Genomic DNA, 14,785 nt, shown 5'->3' on the forward strand with positions numbered 1-14,785 from the left:
GAACCACAGATGACCACTCCAGGAATCACCACCATCGACCTCGCCGTCGCCGCGATCAGAGCTGGCCGACCCGTGATCGTCGCCGACGACGAGGATCGCGAGAACGAGGGCGACGTGATCCTCTCAGCTGAGCTCGCCACCCCCGAGTGGGTGGCGTGGACTGTGCGCTGGTCGTCGGGCCTGCTCTGCGCGCCGATGTCGAACCAGATTGCCGACCAGCTCGAACTACCGATGATGGTGGAGCGCAACGAAGACGTACGCGGAACGGCATATACAGTGACCGTTGATGCCGCCGAGGGCGTGACGACCGGTATCAGCGCGAACGACCGCACGACCACGCTGAAGGCGCTCGCGAACCCCGGCGCCGTGCCCACCGACGTGCGTCGCCCCGGGCACGTACTTCCCCTGCGCGCAGTGAACGGAGGGGTTCGCGCCCGCGCCGGCCACACCGAGGCAGCGGTCGAACTCATGCGCCTCGCGGGCCTGCGCGAGGTCGCGATGATCGCCGAGATCGTCGCCGATGACGGCGACATGATGCGCTTGCCCGAGCTCATCGAGCTCGGCGCCGTCGAGGGCGTGCCGGTGATTACCATCGAGCAGCTCATCGCATACCTCAATGAGCATGATCCGCACGGGGTACCCGCTCTGCCCACCAGCCATCGCCAGGTCAGCCTGCGCGCCGACACGCTGGTTCCGACCGAGCACGGCCTGTTTCGCATGCGCGCGTACCGCGATCGCCGCAGCGGGGTGGATCACGTCGCCCTTATTGCCGCCGGCGACGGTGTGCCCGAGCTTGGAGAGGATTCTCTCGTGCGCGTGCACTCGGAGTGCATTACTGGCGAGGCATTTGGATCGCTGAAGTGCGAGTGCGGACCGCAGTTGCACGCATCGATGGATCTCGTGCACGAGCGCGGCGGCATGATCGTTTACCTGCGCGGGCAGGAGGGGCGTGGCATCGGCCTCGCGAACAAGCTGCGCGCGTACCAGCTGCAGGAGTCAGGCGTCGACACGCTCGACGCCAATCTACAGCTTGGCCTTCCCGCCGATGCCCGTGATTACACCGCCGCCGCCGAGATTATCGCCGATCTCGGCCTCAAGAGCGTGCGGTTGCTCACCAACAATCCCGAGAAGGTGTCGCAGCTCGAGGATTACGGCGTGCGCGTGAGCGAGCGCGTGCCTCTGTATGTCGGCGTCACCCTCGAGAACGAGCAGTACCTGCGCACCAAGCGGGATCGCATGGGCCACAGCCTGCCAGACGACGTGTCGCACAAGAACGGGGCAAGCGCATGAGCGGCCACGGAGCGCCGGGCCTTTCGGTCGATGCCACAGGGCTGCGCGTGGCCGTGATTGCCGGGAGCTGGCATACGGAGGTGATGCGCGGGCTGATTCAGGGCGCGCATCAGACCATCGTTGCGGCGAAGGCGGATCACACGCTGTTTCGCGTGGCTGGTGCGTTTGAGTTGCCGCTCGCCGCGCAGGCCGCCCTCACCGACGGCGGGTTCGACGCGGTGGTGTGCCTCGGCGTGATCATCCGCGGCGGCACCCCGCACTTCGAGTTCGTCTCGAACTCGGTAACCGACGGGCTGACCCGCGTGCAACTCGATACCGGGAAGCCCGTGGGCTTCGGGGTACTCACCACCGATACCGAAGATCAGGCACTTGATCGCGCGGGACTCGAGGGTTCGTCCGAGTCGAAGGGCGTGGAAGCCACGGAGGCGGCGCTGCACGCCGCGGTCGTGACGCGCAAGATCCGCACCGAGGGCTCCACGATGAAGCTGGTGCCCGGCGCCTGACGGCCTCCATCTGCTGGACGCTCGCGCAGGGTCGAGATCCACTGAACCCCGCGCGAGCGTCGACTCGGGCATCGTCACGAATTAACAGACGTATTGCATTCGTTGGTGCACCAACGATAGTCTGGGGATCGTCTCTCACTGAACGTGAGCTCGGACCCCACCCAGCCGCACCTGATCAAAGGAGTCCAGTCGTGCAGTTTTACCGTGACGGATACCGCCCGGGCGATCCCGACATCAAGCCCGCCGCCCCTGAAGGGCTCGCCCGCACTCCCGAGCTTCCCGATGAGGTTGACGTGCTCATCGTTGGCACCGGCCCCGCCGGCACGGTGCTCGCCGCGCAACTCGCCGAGTTCCCTGAGATCAACACGCGAGTCATCGAGCGCCGAGAGATTCCGCTTGAGTTGGGGCATGCCGACGGCGTCGCGTGCCGCACCGTGGAAATGTTCGGCGCCTTCGGACTCGCCGAGGCACTCATGCGCGAGGCTTACTGGGTGAATGAGGTTCGCTTCTGGGGCCCCTCCGAGGACGATCGCGCAAGCATTACCCGCACCGGCTGGGTCGAAGACACCCCGGATGGGCTGAGTGAGTTTCCTCATGTGATTGTGAATCAGGCCCGGATGCAGCAGTACCTTCTCGACTACGCCGCGAAGTCGCCCAGCAGGTTGGAGACCAACTACGGGATCGAGTTCGTCGAGTTGAGCGTCGGCGAGGGAGAGTACCCCGTGACCGTGACGCTGAAACACGTCGCAGGAGAACTGGCCGGAGAGGAGTTCACCGTGCACTGCAAGTACGTGGTGGGCTGCGACGGGGCGCGCAGCGGGGTTCGCCGATCGATCGGTCGCGAGCTTCACGGCGATGCCGCGAACCATGCGTGGGGCGTCATGGACGTGCTCGCCAACACCGACTTCCCTGACTGGCGCACGAAAAACGTGATTCAGTCGGCCGGCAAGGGGAGCCTGCTCATGATCCCCCGCGAGGGCGGCAGCATGGTGCGCATCTACGTGGATCTGGGCGAGGTGCCTGCAGGCGACCAGCAGATCCGCAAGACAAACGTTGAGCAGCTGACCGCAGTGGCCAACAGCATCCTGCATCCCTACTCGATCGACGTGCGCTCGGTCGCGTGGTCGTCGGTGTACGAGGTGGGCCAGCGCGTGACCGACAGGTTCGACGACGTGCCCGATGATGACGCGACGGGTCGACTTCCCCACGTCTTCATCGCGGGCGATGCCTGCCACACCCACTCGGCGAAGGCCGGTCAAGGCATGAACGTGTCGATGATGGACACGTTCAACCTGGGCTGGAAGCTGGCGGCTGTGCTGCGTGGCCGGTCTGATGCCGCGCTCCTCCACAGCTATTCGGCCGAACGGCAGAGCGTCGCGCAAGATCTCATCGACTTCGATCGGGCCTGGTCGGCGTTCATCGCGCAGCCCACCGTGGATCCCGAACACCCTGAACTTGGCGGGGTGACTGCCGAGGAGATGCGTGACCAGTTTGCGCGACAGGGGCGATACACCGCTGGCATGGCCACGAAGTACACGCCGTCAGCGCTGACCGGTGACGATACGCACCAGGCCCTCGCGGCAGGCTTCGAGATTGGCACGCGATTCCACTCGGCCCCCGTGGTTCGGGTCGCTGACGCCAAGCGCATGGAGTTGGGACACGCGCACCGTGCCGATGGCCGCTGGCGGATCTACGCGTTTGGTGACAACGACGGCACGGCATTGCTCGAGTTCGCACGCTGGCTCAGCGAGTCGCCTGACGCGCCCACGCAGCGATTCCGGGCAGCCGACGAAGACATCGACAGCGTGATCGACGTGCACGCGATCTTCCGCAGCGGGCATCACGAGGTTGACCTTCGTGAGGTGCCCGAGATCCTGCTCCCCCACTCCGGCCCGTTCCATTTGCAGGATTGGGAGAAGGTGTGGGCGGTGGATGCCAAGAGCGCTGACATCTTCTCAACACGCGAGGTGGCTGCGAGCGGAGCGGTCGTGGTCGTGCGTCCGGACCAATACGTGGCGCACGTGCTGCCGCTGAGCGTTCGCGAAGAACTCACTGAATTCTTCGGTGGCGTGTTTCTTCCCCGTCAGAGCACTGTTGTACGTTAAGTGATGTGTTGACTGATGCGTTGAAGGATGGGCCTGCGGGCGAGGATGGCATCGAGGCAGCCATTAGGCCTGTCGGCAAGGCTACCCCCGAGGGTGTCGGCGGGATCCACGATGCACACGAGCCGCACGCGCACATCGGCTTCCTCATTCGACGCGCGCAGCAACTGCATGTGGCGGTGTGGTCGAGGGTGGTGTCGACCGAGATCTCAAGCGTGCAGTACTCGATCCTCGTCACGCTGGACCGGCTCGGCGAGGCGAGCCAGCGGGAGCTCTGCGACGAAGCCGGTCTCGATCGATCAACCATCGCGGAGATCCTGCGACGCATGGAGCGCAACGGCCTAATCGAGCGTCAACGGTCAGCGGTGGATGCCCGTCGCAACACCGTTCGGCTGACCGCGCACGGTCTCGCTGAGCGGATTCGACTGAGGCCGCTGGTGAAGGCGGTGCAGCAGGAGCTCACCACCGGGCTGAGCGCAGCAGAGCGTGCGCAACTTGAGCACGGCCTCAAGCGATTGCTTGAGTCACCTGTGGCCGCGACCAGAATCGAGCTCTGAACGCGCCCGAATCAGGTAGGGAGCGAGTGGCTGCTTCGCAGCAGCCGAACGAGCCACTAGCGCCCACCAGAGCGTCCAGCGGAGGCGGCGACCTTGGAGCCTCGGCAGGTACGTGTCAGGTCGACCGACTACTCTGGCACCCGTGCCAGAAGACTCAAAACCCGCGCGAAGCCGCGCCGGTAGACGCTCCGCAGAATCATCCGCACCCACGGGCCCCCGCGCTTCACTGAAGCAGCTCCTCCCCTACCTCTTCGAGCAGCGCGGCCTCCTCGCGCTGGCACTCGCGCTCGGCATCGTCGGCGCGGCCGCCTCGCTCGCCCAGCCGGTACTGCTCGGCGAGGTCATCGGTCGCGTGCAGGTCGCCGAGCCCCTCGGGGTGCTGCTCTGGGTCCTCACCGCACTCATCGTGGTGAGCGCCCTGCTCAGTGGCATCCAGCACTACGTGTTGCAGCGCATGGGCGAGGGCGTCGTGTTCGCCTCGCGCCGCTCGCTCATCGGCAAGATTCTGCACCTCCCCATCAGCGAGTTTGATCGCCGCCGCACGGGCGACCTCGTCTCTCGCATCGGCAGCGACACGACCCTGCTGCGGGCCGTGCTCACGCAGGGCCTCGTCGAGGCGGTCAGCGGCCTCCTCGTGTTCTTCGGCGCGTTGATCGGCATGCTCGTCATCGATCCGCTGCTCTTCGCGATCACCTTTTCGGTGATCTTGGTCGCCCTGGTCGTCGTCGTGATGGTCTCCTCGCGGATCCGCCCGGCCGTCTCGCGGGCGCAAGAAAAGGTGGGCGACCTCGCCGCGCAGATCGACCGCTCGGTCTCGTCGATTCGCACCATCCGCGCCGCGGGTGCCGCGAAACGCGAGCAGGCCGCCACCGAGCGCGAGGCCGAGGAGGCCTACGTGCTCGGTCTCAAGGTCGCGAAGATCTCGGCGTTCATCGTTCCGGTGTCATTCCTGGCCTTGCAGCTGTCGTTTCTCGTGGTGCTTGGTCTCGGCGGGTTCCGCGTTGCGACCGGCGCGATCACCATCGCGCAGCTCATCACGTTCATCGTGTTCCTCTTCCTCATGATCACCCCGCTCGGCCAAGCCTTCGGTGCAATCTCGGCGATCAACCAGGCGCTCGGCGCGCTCGGCCGCATCCAAGAGATTTCCTCGCTCGAGACCGAGACCGCGCGCGATGCGGAACGCTCGCCCCTCGGGCGCACGGTTCCGCTCGCAGAGGCGGTGCGCGAGGGCGCTCCGGCGATCCACTTTGAACAGGTGCACTTCACCTACCGCTCGGCCGCACCCGAGCGCGTCGATGCCCGCGAGCTCGTGCGTGGTTCGGGTCGCGGCGGCCGCCGTGCGATTGAGTCCGCGCCCGCGGAGATCGTCGAGACCCCCGTGCTACACGGGGTGACCTTCGATGTTCCACGTGGAACGAGGGTCGCGCTCGTCGGCCCCTCCGGCGCCGGGAAGTCGACCATCCTCGGGCTCATCGAGCGCTTCTACGACCCCGATTCGGGCAGCGTCTCTTTGCACGGCGCGGATCTGCGCACCCTCGACCGCCTCGAACTGCGAGCGCAGCTCGGCTATGTCGAGCAGGATGCCCCGGTGCTCGCCGGAACCCTGCGCGAGAACCTCCTGCTCGGCGCCCCCGACGCGAGCGACGCGGAGTGCGAGCAGGTGCTGCGCGCCGTCAACCTCGGCGCCTTGCTCGATCGCTCGGCCACCAATGCCGGGCTCACCAACGGGCTCGACGCGCAGGTCGGCGAGCGCGGGCTGATGCTCTCGGGAGGCGAGAAGCAGCGCCTCGCGATCGCGCGCGCACTGCTGACCGCCCCGCCGATCCTCCTCCTCGACGAGTCGACCGCGAGCCTCGACGGCGTGAACGAGCGCCTCATGCGCGAGGCGCTCGACTCGGTGGCGACCGGCCGCACGCTCGTCGTGATCGCGCACCGGCTCTCGACCGTGGTCGATTCCGACCTGATCATCGTGCTCGATGGCGGCAGGGTCGTCGGTGAGGGAACGCACGAGGAGCTGGTCAAGACGGTGCCGCTGTACCGCGAACTCGCGCAGCATCAATTGCTCGTGCCAGAGGATACCCCGGGCATTGGGGAAGATTCCGTTTAGCCCGCGGGCCGAGTCACCGATTCGAGCAGCGTACCCAGCGCGGGCCGATAGTCGACGAGGTCGCCTTCCGGGGTGACCTCTGCCTCAACCAGCAGGTCGGTGTCGCCCAGTTCCACGACCGCGGTGAACTCCGTGTCGCCGGTGACGTGCTGCACGCGCGCGCCGTTTGCGAGCGTTTCGGTGCGCAGTGGATCGCCGTCGGCGCCAGCGCGCTCGAGCGCCTCCCCGGCATCCGCCGCCGTCGCGATACCGATCTCGACGATGAGCACGCGGTCGGGCGAGCGCAGCAGAAGCCCACCGTGAACCTGCGGCGTGATCCACCAGCCCGAGTCTGGGGTCACCGCGGCGACCGCGCCGAGGGTCGACATGTCGGTGTCGGCCCCGGCACGGAAGGCGGAGCCGAGGTCGAACCCGGAGTCCGTGTCGTCATTGACCCCGAATGCTCGCAGCCCGTCCGCCTCCTGGCCGGCAAGCCCCGCCCGCACGCTGGGCGCGAGCAACACCCAGACCGCGAGGGCGCTGCAGACGAGGAGCAGCATCGAGAGCAAGAGAAGGGCCCAGAATCGGGTGCCCTTACCGCGGGCGGGTGCTGGTGGATCCAGGTGGCGCTGTGCGTCTGCCATCATCGAGCTCACCCTCGCCTCACGATCGCGTCAGGCACCGCGCCGCCGAAGAGCTCGGTGACCGTGACGAGCTCGAAGCCGCGGTTCTGCAGGCCGATGATGATGTCTCCCGCCGCATTCACGGTGTCGGCGTGGGTGTCGTGAAACAGGATGATGTGGCCGGGCTGCGCGGGGAGGACCGCGCGCTCGTAGAGGGCGCTCTGGCCCGGCCTCTGCCAGTCGTTCGTGTCGATCGACCACAACACGGAGGGCATGTCGATCGCGGCCTGAGCGTCGGCGTTGATCGCCCCGTACGGGGGCCGATACGTCGCCACCGGCTGACCCGAAAGCTGCCGCAGCAGTGCAGCCGCATCGTGCACCTGCGCTCGGGCATCCGCGAGTGGGATCTTCGTCAGGGTCTTGTGATTCATGGTGTGGCTGCCCACCTCGTGTCCCTCGTCCGCCACCCGCGCCACGACCTCAGGATTGCCCCGGGCAGCCCCACCGATCATGTAGAAGGTCGCGGCTGCGTGATGTGCGGCCAGGGTGTCGAGCAGCTCAGGCGTGAACCCCGACGGTCCGTCGTCGTACGTAAGCGCGACGCAGGGCAACAGCGCGCAGTCGATGGGCATGCGCGCACCAGCAGCTGCCAGCCGAACGAATGGCTGCCCGGCGGCGGCTAGCAGCGCCCGCCGCTGATCGCTCGCCCAGCCATTAGCAGTCGCCGCGTCGACCTGCAGCACGGTCTGGCCGGTAGTCGGGCCAACACCGATGCCCTCGAGCTCTGACGAGGTGAGCCCCGGCGGCAGGGTCACGCGCAGCCCGCCGCCATCCGGGTGCGCGGCCGACGCGAGCGCCTCCGCGGCGAGGGCCAGTTGCGTGGCGTCGGGGGCTGCCAGGGGCGCGGTGCTGAGCGCCCCGGCCTGTAGGCGCAGAAGCTCACCCGCCGCGGCCCAGAGCTTGGCGGGTGCCTCCTCGCGCCACTCCTGCACGCCCTCGGTCATGCCCCCAGTGCTCACGTCGAGGTACAGGGTCTGCAGTTCGTCACTGGTGATGCCCGCGACGCTCCCGGTGACGGTGCGCATCACAAGCACCAGCGTGCTGCCGAAGGCGCCAGTCACCTCGCAGGTGATCGCGGTGCCCGTGCCTCCCACCGGCCCGGTCTCTGGCCGGCTCAGCACCTCGGCCGCGGGCCACGCGGCCGAACCCGCCACGCATCCCCGGTCGGCAAGCCCCGCCTCGACCGGGTGCACCTCGGGCACGTACGGCTGCCCCGACGCGCCGATCGCCGCCCAGATCAGCCGATCCACGTGGTCATTGAAAGCGGGCACGCCGGGCACATACACAAACCGAGCCGCCAGACCCAGCGCATCGTTGCGCAGCCGGTGCGGGGCAAGCCCCAGTTCGGCGGCGTCGAACGAACGGGCATCACCCACCAGCGCGAGCGACTCGGTCGCGGCTGCAGTGTCGTCTCGAATCAGTGGATCCGCGCCACCCGGTACCAGCAACACCCCGGCGGTCACGGCCGACTCGGGGGCGGTCGGTGGCAGCCACCCGGCAACGGGCTCGGCGGCGCACGCGCTCAGCGTAACGGCAAGCGCCAGGGTTCCTGCCAGCGAGAGGAGCAGGGCGCGCACGCGAGCAGGGCGCGCACGCGAGCGCTGAGCGAGCCGGCTCGCCATCGATTCCCCTTCCGCCTGGCACCATCGCCTGGGTCAGTTCGAGGCTATCGCGTGGCCTCTCGCGAGAAGAGCCATTCCAGTCTCGGTTCGATTACGGGGCGGCAGACCTTCGAAACCCACCCCATCGACAACACGAGGGTAAGGGCGATGCCGAACGCGATCAGGGCGAACACGCCGGGAACCCCGAACGCGCCGATCCACTCGGCCCCACCGGTTTCGCGCAGCGCCCAAATGATGGGGCCGTGCAGCAGGTAGACGTACAGCGTGCGTGCCCCCCACACCGTGATGATGCTGTGCCCGCGCGGCACGATGAGCAGCACCGCGAGGGTCATCGCGGCAGCGACGACGAGCAGGGCGAGCCGCACCCCCGAACCGCCGAGCGCGATCGACCACCACTCGGTGGGGGCCCAGCTGCCGATCGGGGCGCGCGCAAACAGCCACGCGTAGTCATCACGCCAGGTGAGCCAGGTGTCGATTCGCCAGGTGTCGCGCAGGCCCGGCAACGCAGCGAACGCCGCTGCAATCAGGGCGAGCAGAGCCCAGGCCGAGACCCGCGCGGCGCGGGCCGGCCGCAGAAACCAGTCGCCGCGAAACCAGCCGCGATCCACCCCGAGCCAGGCCGCAACAAAGAACGGCAAGAAACACAGCGTGCGCGACGCCGAGAACTGGGTACCGATCGCCGGGCTGAGACCAGCCAAGAGGGCCACGACAACCGAGAAGATGAGGGGGTGCTTCAGCCTCGCGATATACGGCAGCACAATGCGCATCGTCGCAAGCGTCACGAGAAACCACAGGGTCCAGGCGGGCGCCACGAGCCAGCTTTCGGGCAACCCGCGGCCGTTCACCGCCAGGTGCAGGAGCGCCCAGATGCCTTCCCACAGCACCCAGGTCACCAGCAATTGCACAGTGGATCGCGCCACCTTCGGTGTCGCCTCGGGCTTCGCGAAGAGGCCCGACAGGGCGATCATCGCGGGCATGTGGAAGAGGTAGATGAACGCGTAGGTGGCGAAGCCGAATGCGGTATCGGTGCGAATCGTCGAGATGGCGTGGCCCGCGACCACGAGCACGATCAGGATGAAGCGAGCGTTGTCCCAGAGCGCGACGCGCGCCCGGGGAGGTACGGTGTGTGCCGGGGGCACAGCAGCACCCCCGGGCCCGGTCGACGAGGTCGGCGCCGCCGCGGGGGTGTCAGATGCTGAATTCACCACTTCAGCGTAGGGGCGATCAGACCGCTGCGGCCCGCGCCTTATCCATATCAATGAAGGTTTCGGTGTTGAAGCGGTAGGCCGCGCGCACCTCGGCGATCACGCGCGCCCGCTCCTCTTCGCTGAGCCTTTCGCCCATTCGGTTCAGCGCCTCGCGATAGGTCTGCTTGAACGCAGGGATCGGGCCGAGTTCGGTGAAATCGTAAAACGCGATGCCGGCGCGATCGAATCCGTGCTGCTTCGCTACGAGCTTCGCAATCATCTGGCCACCCGACAGGTCGCCGAGGTACCGGGTGTAGTGCTGCGCGACGAGCCCGGGCAGCCACGGCTGTTCCCCGAGTTCGGTGATGCGATCCGCGTAGGCCTGAGTTGCAGGAACCGCCTGGATCTTGTCGCGCCAATCGGCACCAATGAGGAACTCGAGATCCTCCACGAGTGCGGGCAGGCGCACGAGTGCGGCCGGGTGAAAGGCGGCGAAGTCGGGATCTGCGGCGAGTTTCTCGGATGCCGCCTCAAGCGCTTCGTACACGAAGTAGTGCTGCGCGACGAGCGCCGTGTACTCCTCGATGCCAGAGCGCCCACGCATGATGTCTTCCATGTAGGTCGACCCCTCGCTGTCGGAGTGATCGCCCCAGGTGGCCTCGCGAATCGCCTGCGCGAATGAACCGTTGTCATCCGAAGTGGTTGCTGCGTGGGCGTGACCGCCGCCGTGCGGGTGCCCAGCCCCGTGTGGGTGTCCGGCGCCGTGCGGGGCAGCGGTGGTCTGCTCGGCTGCGTGCTCTTCGCGGGGTGTCACGCCCAGCTTCTCGCAGGCCGACTTGTAGAGCACGACCACCTCGCGACGAATTTCGGCGCGCTCGCTGATCGGACCCCCGGGCCACGGCACGGTGAGCTCGCTCTCTCCACTCGCGTCAGTCACGAGCCAGCGTCCTCCGGCGCCATCGAGCCCCACCATCACGCTGGCGGTTGCCTCGGGGCGCCCAAAGGCGCGCGCGATAAGCAGGTTGTCTTCTGGGTGATCGCCGTTCATGTGTTCAACTACGGCAGAGATCACAGAGGCTTCAAATTCATTCACCATCACATCGTAGTGAAAAATGGGGTAACTTACACCATTCATCTGATGAACTAGCTGCGAGACCCTCCGCTGCGCCCAACTGACTCTCGGCCTCTGGAAGGTAGACTCGCGATGTCCTATGCCCACTGAAGTGATCGGCGGTTCCGTGGTTTCGAAGCTTGCGCGACGCATTCGCGTTGCAGCACTCACCCTGGCTACGGTGGCGGCACTCGGCCTCACTGCCTGCACCGGGAACGGGGCAGTTTCGGGCGAGGCGGAGTCGAACTCGATCGACGCGGGGCTCGCAACTCGCATCGACGAGGCAGTAGCTTCTGCCATGCAGCAGAGCGGATCCACCGAGGCGATCGTCGGCGTCTGGACGGGCAGCGCCGGCGAGTACGTGCATTCCTACGGCGAGAGCCTGTCAGCCAACGCACTGATCCGCGGCGCGCAGGCCACGCAGCCGGTGATGTGCGCACTGCTGCTCGAACTCGTTGCCGACGGCACCGTGAGCCTTGACCGCGAGGTCGCGGCCGACGTCTCGCGCCAGGTTGGCATCGAGGGCGTCACCTACGGCCAGCTCTGCACCGCACAGTCAGGCCTTGCCGACTACAAGAGTCGCATCGGCGACATCTTCGTGAACAACCCGACGCGCCCGTGGAGCGACCGAGAGCTTCTGGCACAGGGCCTCGCCCACTCACCCCTCTCTTGGCCTGGGCTCGACGTGCACCCCTCCGATACCGACACGCTGCTGCTCGCGCGCGCGCTCCACCAGGTCACCGGGCAGTCAATCCCCGACCTTCTCGAGTCGCGGGTGTTCGGCAAGGCCAATATGCCTGCCAGCTACTTCCCGAGAGACGTGCTTACTGATGTCAGCCTTCCTGGAAACAGCCTTACCGGCCTCACCTATCCCGCTGCGGGCGGGGTTCCCCAGTGCGAGGTCGGTGTCGTGGAAGTCGCCGAGGTCTCTCCCTCGATGCTCGGTGGTGCCGGCGCCACCGTCACGACCGTGACCGACCTGAAGAACTTCTACACGAGCTACCTCGGGGGCCAGTTCGGCGGGGCCGAGGGAGCCGCCGTCTTTGCGGAGGCTCGCTCGACCACCAACCCCACTCGCAATGAGGCCGGGGAACCGGTGGGTGACACCGAGGAAGCCGCCGCGCTGATCGCGGCTGCCGAGGATCCGAACGGCCAGAAGTGGGGGTTCGGGTTCGAAAAGGTGCAGTCCCTGTCTGGCATGAGCGGCCAAATGACGGGCACGCTGACCGCTGCGTACCACGATCCAGCAACCGGGTTCTCCGTGGTCGTGGTGCTCAACAACTCCAGCATTGGGGCTGGCTTCGTGCGCACCCTGGCCTTTGAACTTGCCGCGATTTCCACCGAGGCCGGTGTCGGCCCGGCAGTGACTTGGGCATCGGCCGACTTCGCGGCCGCCCGCGCGGCAGCCGCGATCTGCCAGCCGGCCCCGGAGGAGCCTGCTCCAGCCGAGTAGCGTGTTTCTGCTAGGCTAGACAGGTCGAGATTTCAGAAATCTCGACCTGGGGATGTAGTTCAATGGTAGAACTTCAGCTTCCCAAGCTGATAGCGCGGGTTCGATTCCCGTCATCCCCTCGGAGAAATTAATCCCGACTTTGCGAGGAGTATTTCCCCTCGCGCTCGGAGGAGGCCGGCCATTCTTCACCCCACGAGTGGCACCCAGTTCGCCGCGGCTTCCAAGGGAGATCTTCCCGATCCGGAGGCGCTCTCCGACGGGATCTGGTCATTCGCCATGCCCATGGGAAAGTTCGGGCCTCCGTACAACCTCTGCTACATCATCGAAGATTCCGCCGGAGACCTGCACGTGGTCGACCCCGGGATCGATTCGGGCGAGAATTGGGCGCTCCTGCAGCAGAATCTGCGCGGGATCGGAAAATCGGTCAGCGACGTACGCGCCGTTATTGCGACGCACCTCCACCCCGACCACCTCGGACTTGCGGCGCGCATTCGCGCGGCATCGAGCGCGCGGCTCATCTTGCATCGCGAAGAAGACAACGCCGTGAGGGAGCTCACTCTCGGGACTCGCGAGGAGGACGTTTCTCAGCGCGCGGAGGGCTGGGGCGTGCCCGCCGCCTATCAGGGCAGGCTCGCAAGGTCCAAGACCTCCGCTCAGGTTTCGTCGTTTCCGCCCGCAGACCTACTGTGCGAAGACGGCGACAGGCTGCTCGTGCCCGGACGCGAGCTGCAGGTCATTCACACGCCCGGCCACACCTTGGGTCACCTGTGCCTTCGTGAGCGCCAGGAGCGAATCGTCTTCACCGGGGATCACGTCTTGCCAACGATCAACAGCGGTGTCGGTCTCGGCGGCAGCGCCTCGGGCAATCAGGTCGACGCATATCTCGTCAGCCTCGAAACGATCGCCGAGTTTGACGATCACGTGGCTGCACCCGGCCACGAATTCGGATTCCGCAACATCAGGGAACGCTGCGGCTCGATCGCCGCGCATCAGTTGCGACGAACCCGCGAGGTGCGCGCGGCTCTGGAGAGCACCCCACACGCCCCAGTCTGGGATCTGGCAAGCCGGCTGGCCTGGTCTGCTGGGTGGGAGAACCTCTCCGGCTACATGCTCGTGTCGGCCCTGTCGCAGACCGAAATGCACGTCGACTTCCTGCGCTCCGGCCTCGCCGAACGCCACCTGCAGTTGCACGGCACGAACTGATCGCATCGGCGCGCTACGGTGGATCCATGCGCATTGCCACCTGGAACGTAAACTCCATCCGCACCCGCGTTGGCCGGGTCGTCGACTGGCTCGTCCGCGAAGACATCGACGTGCTCGCGATGCAGGAAATCAAGTGCAAGCCGGAACAGTTTCCCGTCGCCGAGTTCGAGCGGGCGGGATACCAGCTCGAGATCCACGGCCTGAACCAGTGGAACGGGGTTGCGTTTGCGAGTCGCCACGAGATGACCGATGTGGCGCGTGGCTTCGACGGGATGCCGGGCTTCGGGAAGGCCATCGTCGGGCAGGAACACAAGCAGGGCACCGGCCCGAACGAGCTCCCGCTGGAGGCGCGCGCGCTGGGTGTCACCGTGGGCGACCTCAGGCTCTGGAGCCTCTACGTGCCCAACGGCCGTTCGCTCGAAGACCCGCACTACGCCTACAAGCTCGACTGGTTGCTTGCGCTGCGCACCAATGCCGAGCAGTGGATCGCCGAGAACCCGGACCTCCCGCTCGCGCTGATGGGCGACTGGAACATCGCGCCGACGGCCGCCGACATGGCCGACCCCTCGTTCGTCGAGGGCCGATCCACCCATGTGTCGCCCGACGAGCGCTCAATGTTCGCCTCGTTCGAGCAGACCCTCACCGACGTCGTACGGCCGATCGTGCCCGAGGGCTTCACGTTCTGGGACTACAAGGCCGGCCGCTTCCCGAAGAACGAGGGCATGCGGATCGACTTCATCCTGGGCTCGCCGGCCTTCGCTGGCGCGGTGACGGGTGCCGAGATCGCGCGCGATGAGCGGAAGGGCGACGGCCCGAGCGACCACGTGCCCGTGGTGTGTGACATCGACCCGTCGCTGCTGTTCGCGAGCTTCGAAGACGAAGACGACCGCCCGATGATCTTTGGCTAGGTGGTGGATCGCCGTGCCATGCCGTTCCCACGCGCACACGCACGCCAGCACGCTCACCGCGAGGTCTGAGCCGCCACACC

The 14,785-nt window shown here is 66.8% G+C and carries 12 protein-coding genes and 1 tRNA gene; 9 read left to right on the top strand and 4 right to left on the bottom strand.

The window, feature by feature from the left end; genetic code table 11:
* The first annotated feature begins 9 nt into the window (after positions 1-9).
* The 5 genes from ribA to ACTNFK_RS12055 all read left to right on the top strand — a co-directional run bounded on the left by ribA (position 10) and on the right by ACTNFK_RS12055 (position 6,559).
* Positions 10-1,290: a GTP cyclohydrolase II gene (gene ribA / locus ACTNFK_RS12035; RefSeq protein WP_435936616.1), complete on the top strand. Its 1,281-nt coding sequence runs from the start codon at positions 10-12 to the stop codon at positions 1,288-1,290.
* Positions 1,287-1,793, top strand: a complete 507-nt coding sequence (gene ribH / locus ACTNFK_RS12040) for a 6,7-dimethyl-8-ribityllumazine synthase (protein WP_435936617.1) — start codon at positions 1,287-1,289, stop codon at positions 1,791-1,793. Before ribA ends, ribH begins: the two co-directional genes overlap by 4 nt.
* A gap of 191 nt (positions 1,794-1,984) precedes the next feature.
* Positions 1,985-3,898: an FAD-dependent monooxygenase gene (locus ACTNFK_RS12045; RefSeq protein WP_435936618.1), complete on the top strand. Its 1,914-nt coding sequence runs from the start codon at positions 1,985-1,987 to the stop codon at positions 3,896-3,898.
* Between the two features lie 8 nt (positions 3,899-3,906).
* Entirely contained in the window at positions 3,907-4,452 is a 546-nt protein-coding gene (locus ACTNFK_RS12050) for a MarR family winged helix-turn-helix transcriptional regulator (protein WP_445117169.1), read from the top strand.
* A gap of 142 nt (positions 4,453-4,594) precedes the next feature.
* Positions 4,595-6,559, top strand: a complete 1,965-nt coding sequence (locus tag ACTNFK_RS12055; RefSeq protein ID WP_435936620.1) for an ABC transporter ATP-binding protein — start codon at positions 4,595-4,597, stop codon at positions 6,557-6,559.
* Here ACTNFK_RS12055 and ACTNFK_RS12060 read toward each other — a convergent pair.
* Genes ACTNFK_RS12060 through ACTNFK_RS12075 form a run of 4 tightly spaced genes read right to left on the bottom strand, consistent with a single transcriptional unit; the run spans position 6,556 to position 11,123 of the window.
* Complete coding sequence (locus tag ACTNFK_RS12060; RefSeq protein WP_435936621.1) at positions 6,556-7,185, bottom strand: hypothetical protein; 630 nt, start codon at positions 7,183-7,185, stop codon at positions 6,556-6,558. The two genes, ACTNFK_RS12055 and ACTNFK_RS12060, sit on opposite strands and share 4 nt — an antisense overlap.
* A gap of 5 nt (positions 7,186-7,190) precedes the next feature.
* Positions 7,191-8,843 (bottom strand): polysaccharide deacetylase family protein, encoded by a 1,653-nt coding sequence (locus ACTNFK_RS12065; protein WP_435936622.1) that lies wholly within the window; start codon positions 8,841-8,843, stop codon positions 7,191-7,193.
* Between the two features lie 44 nt (positions 8,844-8,887).
* Positions 8,888-10,048, bottom strand: a complete 1,161-nt coding sequence (locus ACTNFK_RS12070; RefSeq protein ID WP_435936623.1) for an acyltransferase family protein — start codon at positions 10,046-10,048, stop codon at positions 8,888-8,890.
* A gap of 19 nt (positions 10,049-10,067) precedes the next feature.
* Positions 10,068-11,123 (bottom strand): biliverdin-producing heme oxygenase, encoded by a 1,056-nt coding sequence (locus tag ACTNFK_RS12075; protein ID WP_445117170.1) that lies wholly within the window; start codon positions 11,121-11,123, stop codon positions 10,068-10,070.
* Between the two features lie 118 nt (positions 11,124-11,241).
* On the opposite strand from ACTNFK_RS12075, the gene ACTNFK_RS12080 reads away from it, so the two are divergent.
* From ACTNFK_RS12080 to ACTNFK_RS12095, 4 genes are all read left to right on the top strand, one after another.
* A complete protein-coding gene (locus tag ACTNFK_RS12080) occupies positions 11,242-12,594 on the top strand; it encodes a serine hydrolase domain-containing protein (protein ID WP_435936625.1) in 1,353 nt (450 codons plus the stop codon).
* A gap of 48 nt (positions 12,595-12,642) precedes the next feature.
* Positions 12,643-12,713: transfer RNA gene (locus tag ACTNFK_RS12085), tRNA-Gly, on the top strand.
* A gap of 157 nt (positions 12,714-12,870) precedes the next feature.
* The gene (locus ACTNFK_RS12090) at positions 12,871-13,797 is read left to right on the top strand and encodes an MBL fold metallo-hydrolase (RefSeq protein WP_435936626.1); all 927 of its coding nucleotides are present in this window, start codon (positions 12,871-12,873) and stop codon (positions 13,795-13,797) included.
* A 26-nt stretch (positions 13,798-13,823) separates the two neighbouring features.
* On the top strand, positions 13,824-14,705 hold the full coding sequence (locus ACTNFK_RS12095; protein WP_435936627.1) for an exodeoxyribonuclease III: 882 nt from the start codon (positions 13,824-13,826) through the stop codon (positions 14,703-14,705).
* The last annotated feature ends 80 nt before the right edge of the window (positions 14,706-14,785 follow it).

It is taken from the genome of Leucobacter fengyongliangi, from assembly GCF_052386045.1.

Bases quoted from the DNA above. Each gene is read 5' to 3' on its own strand.
- ACTNFK_RS12095 (WP_435936627.1), top strand. From the start codon at position 13,824: ATGCGCATTGCCACCTGGAACGTAAACTCCATCCGCACCCGCGTTGGC.
- ACTNFK_RS12065 (WP_435936622.1), bottom strand. From the start codon at position 8,843: ATGGCGAGCCGGCTCGCTCAGCGCTCGCGTGCGCGCCCTGCTCGCGTG.
- ribA (WP_435936616.1), top strand. From the start codon at position 10: ATGACCACTCCAGGAATCACCACCATCGACCTCGCCGTCGCCGCGATC.
- ACTNFK_RS12060 (WP_435936621.1), bottom strand. From the start codon at position 7,185: ATGATGGCAGACGCACAGCGCCACCTGGATCCACCAGCACCCGCCCGC.
- ACTNFK_RS12080 (WP_435936625.1), top strand. From the start codon at position 11,242: ATGCCCACTGAAGTGATCGGCGGTTCCGTGGTTTCGAAGCTTGCGCGA.
- ribH (WP_435936617.1), top strand. From the start codon at position 1,287: ATGAGCGGCCACGGAGCGCCGGGCCTTTCGGTCGATGCCACAGGGCTG.
- ACTNFK_RS12090 (WP_435936626.1), top strand. From the start codon at position 12,871: ATGCCCATGGGAAAGTTCGGGCCTCCGTACAACCTCTGCTACATCATC.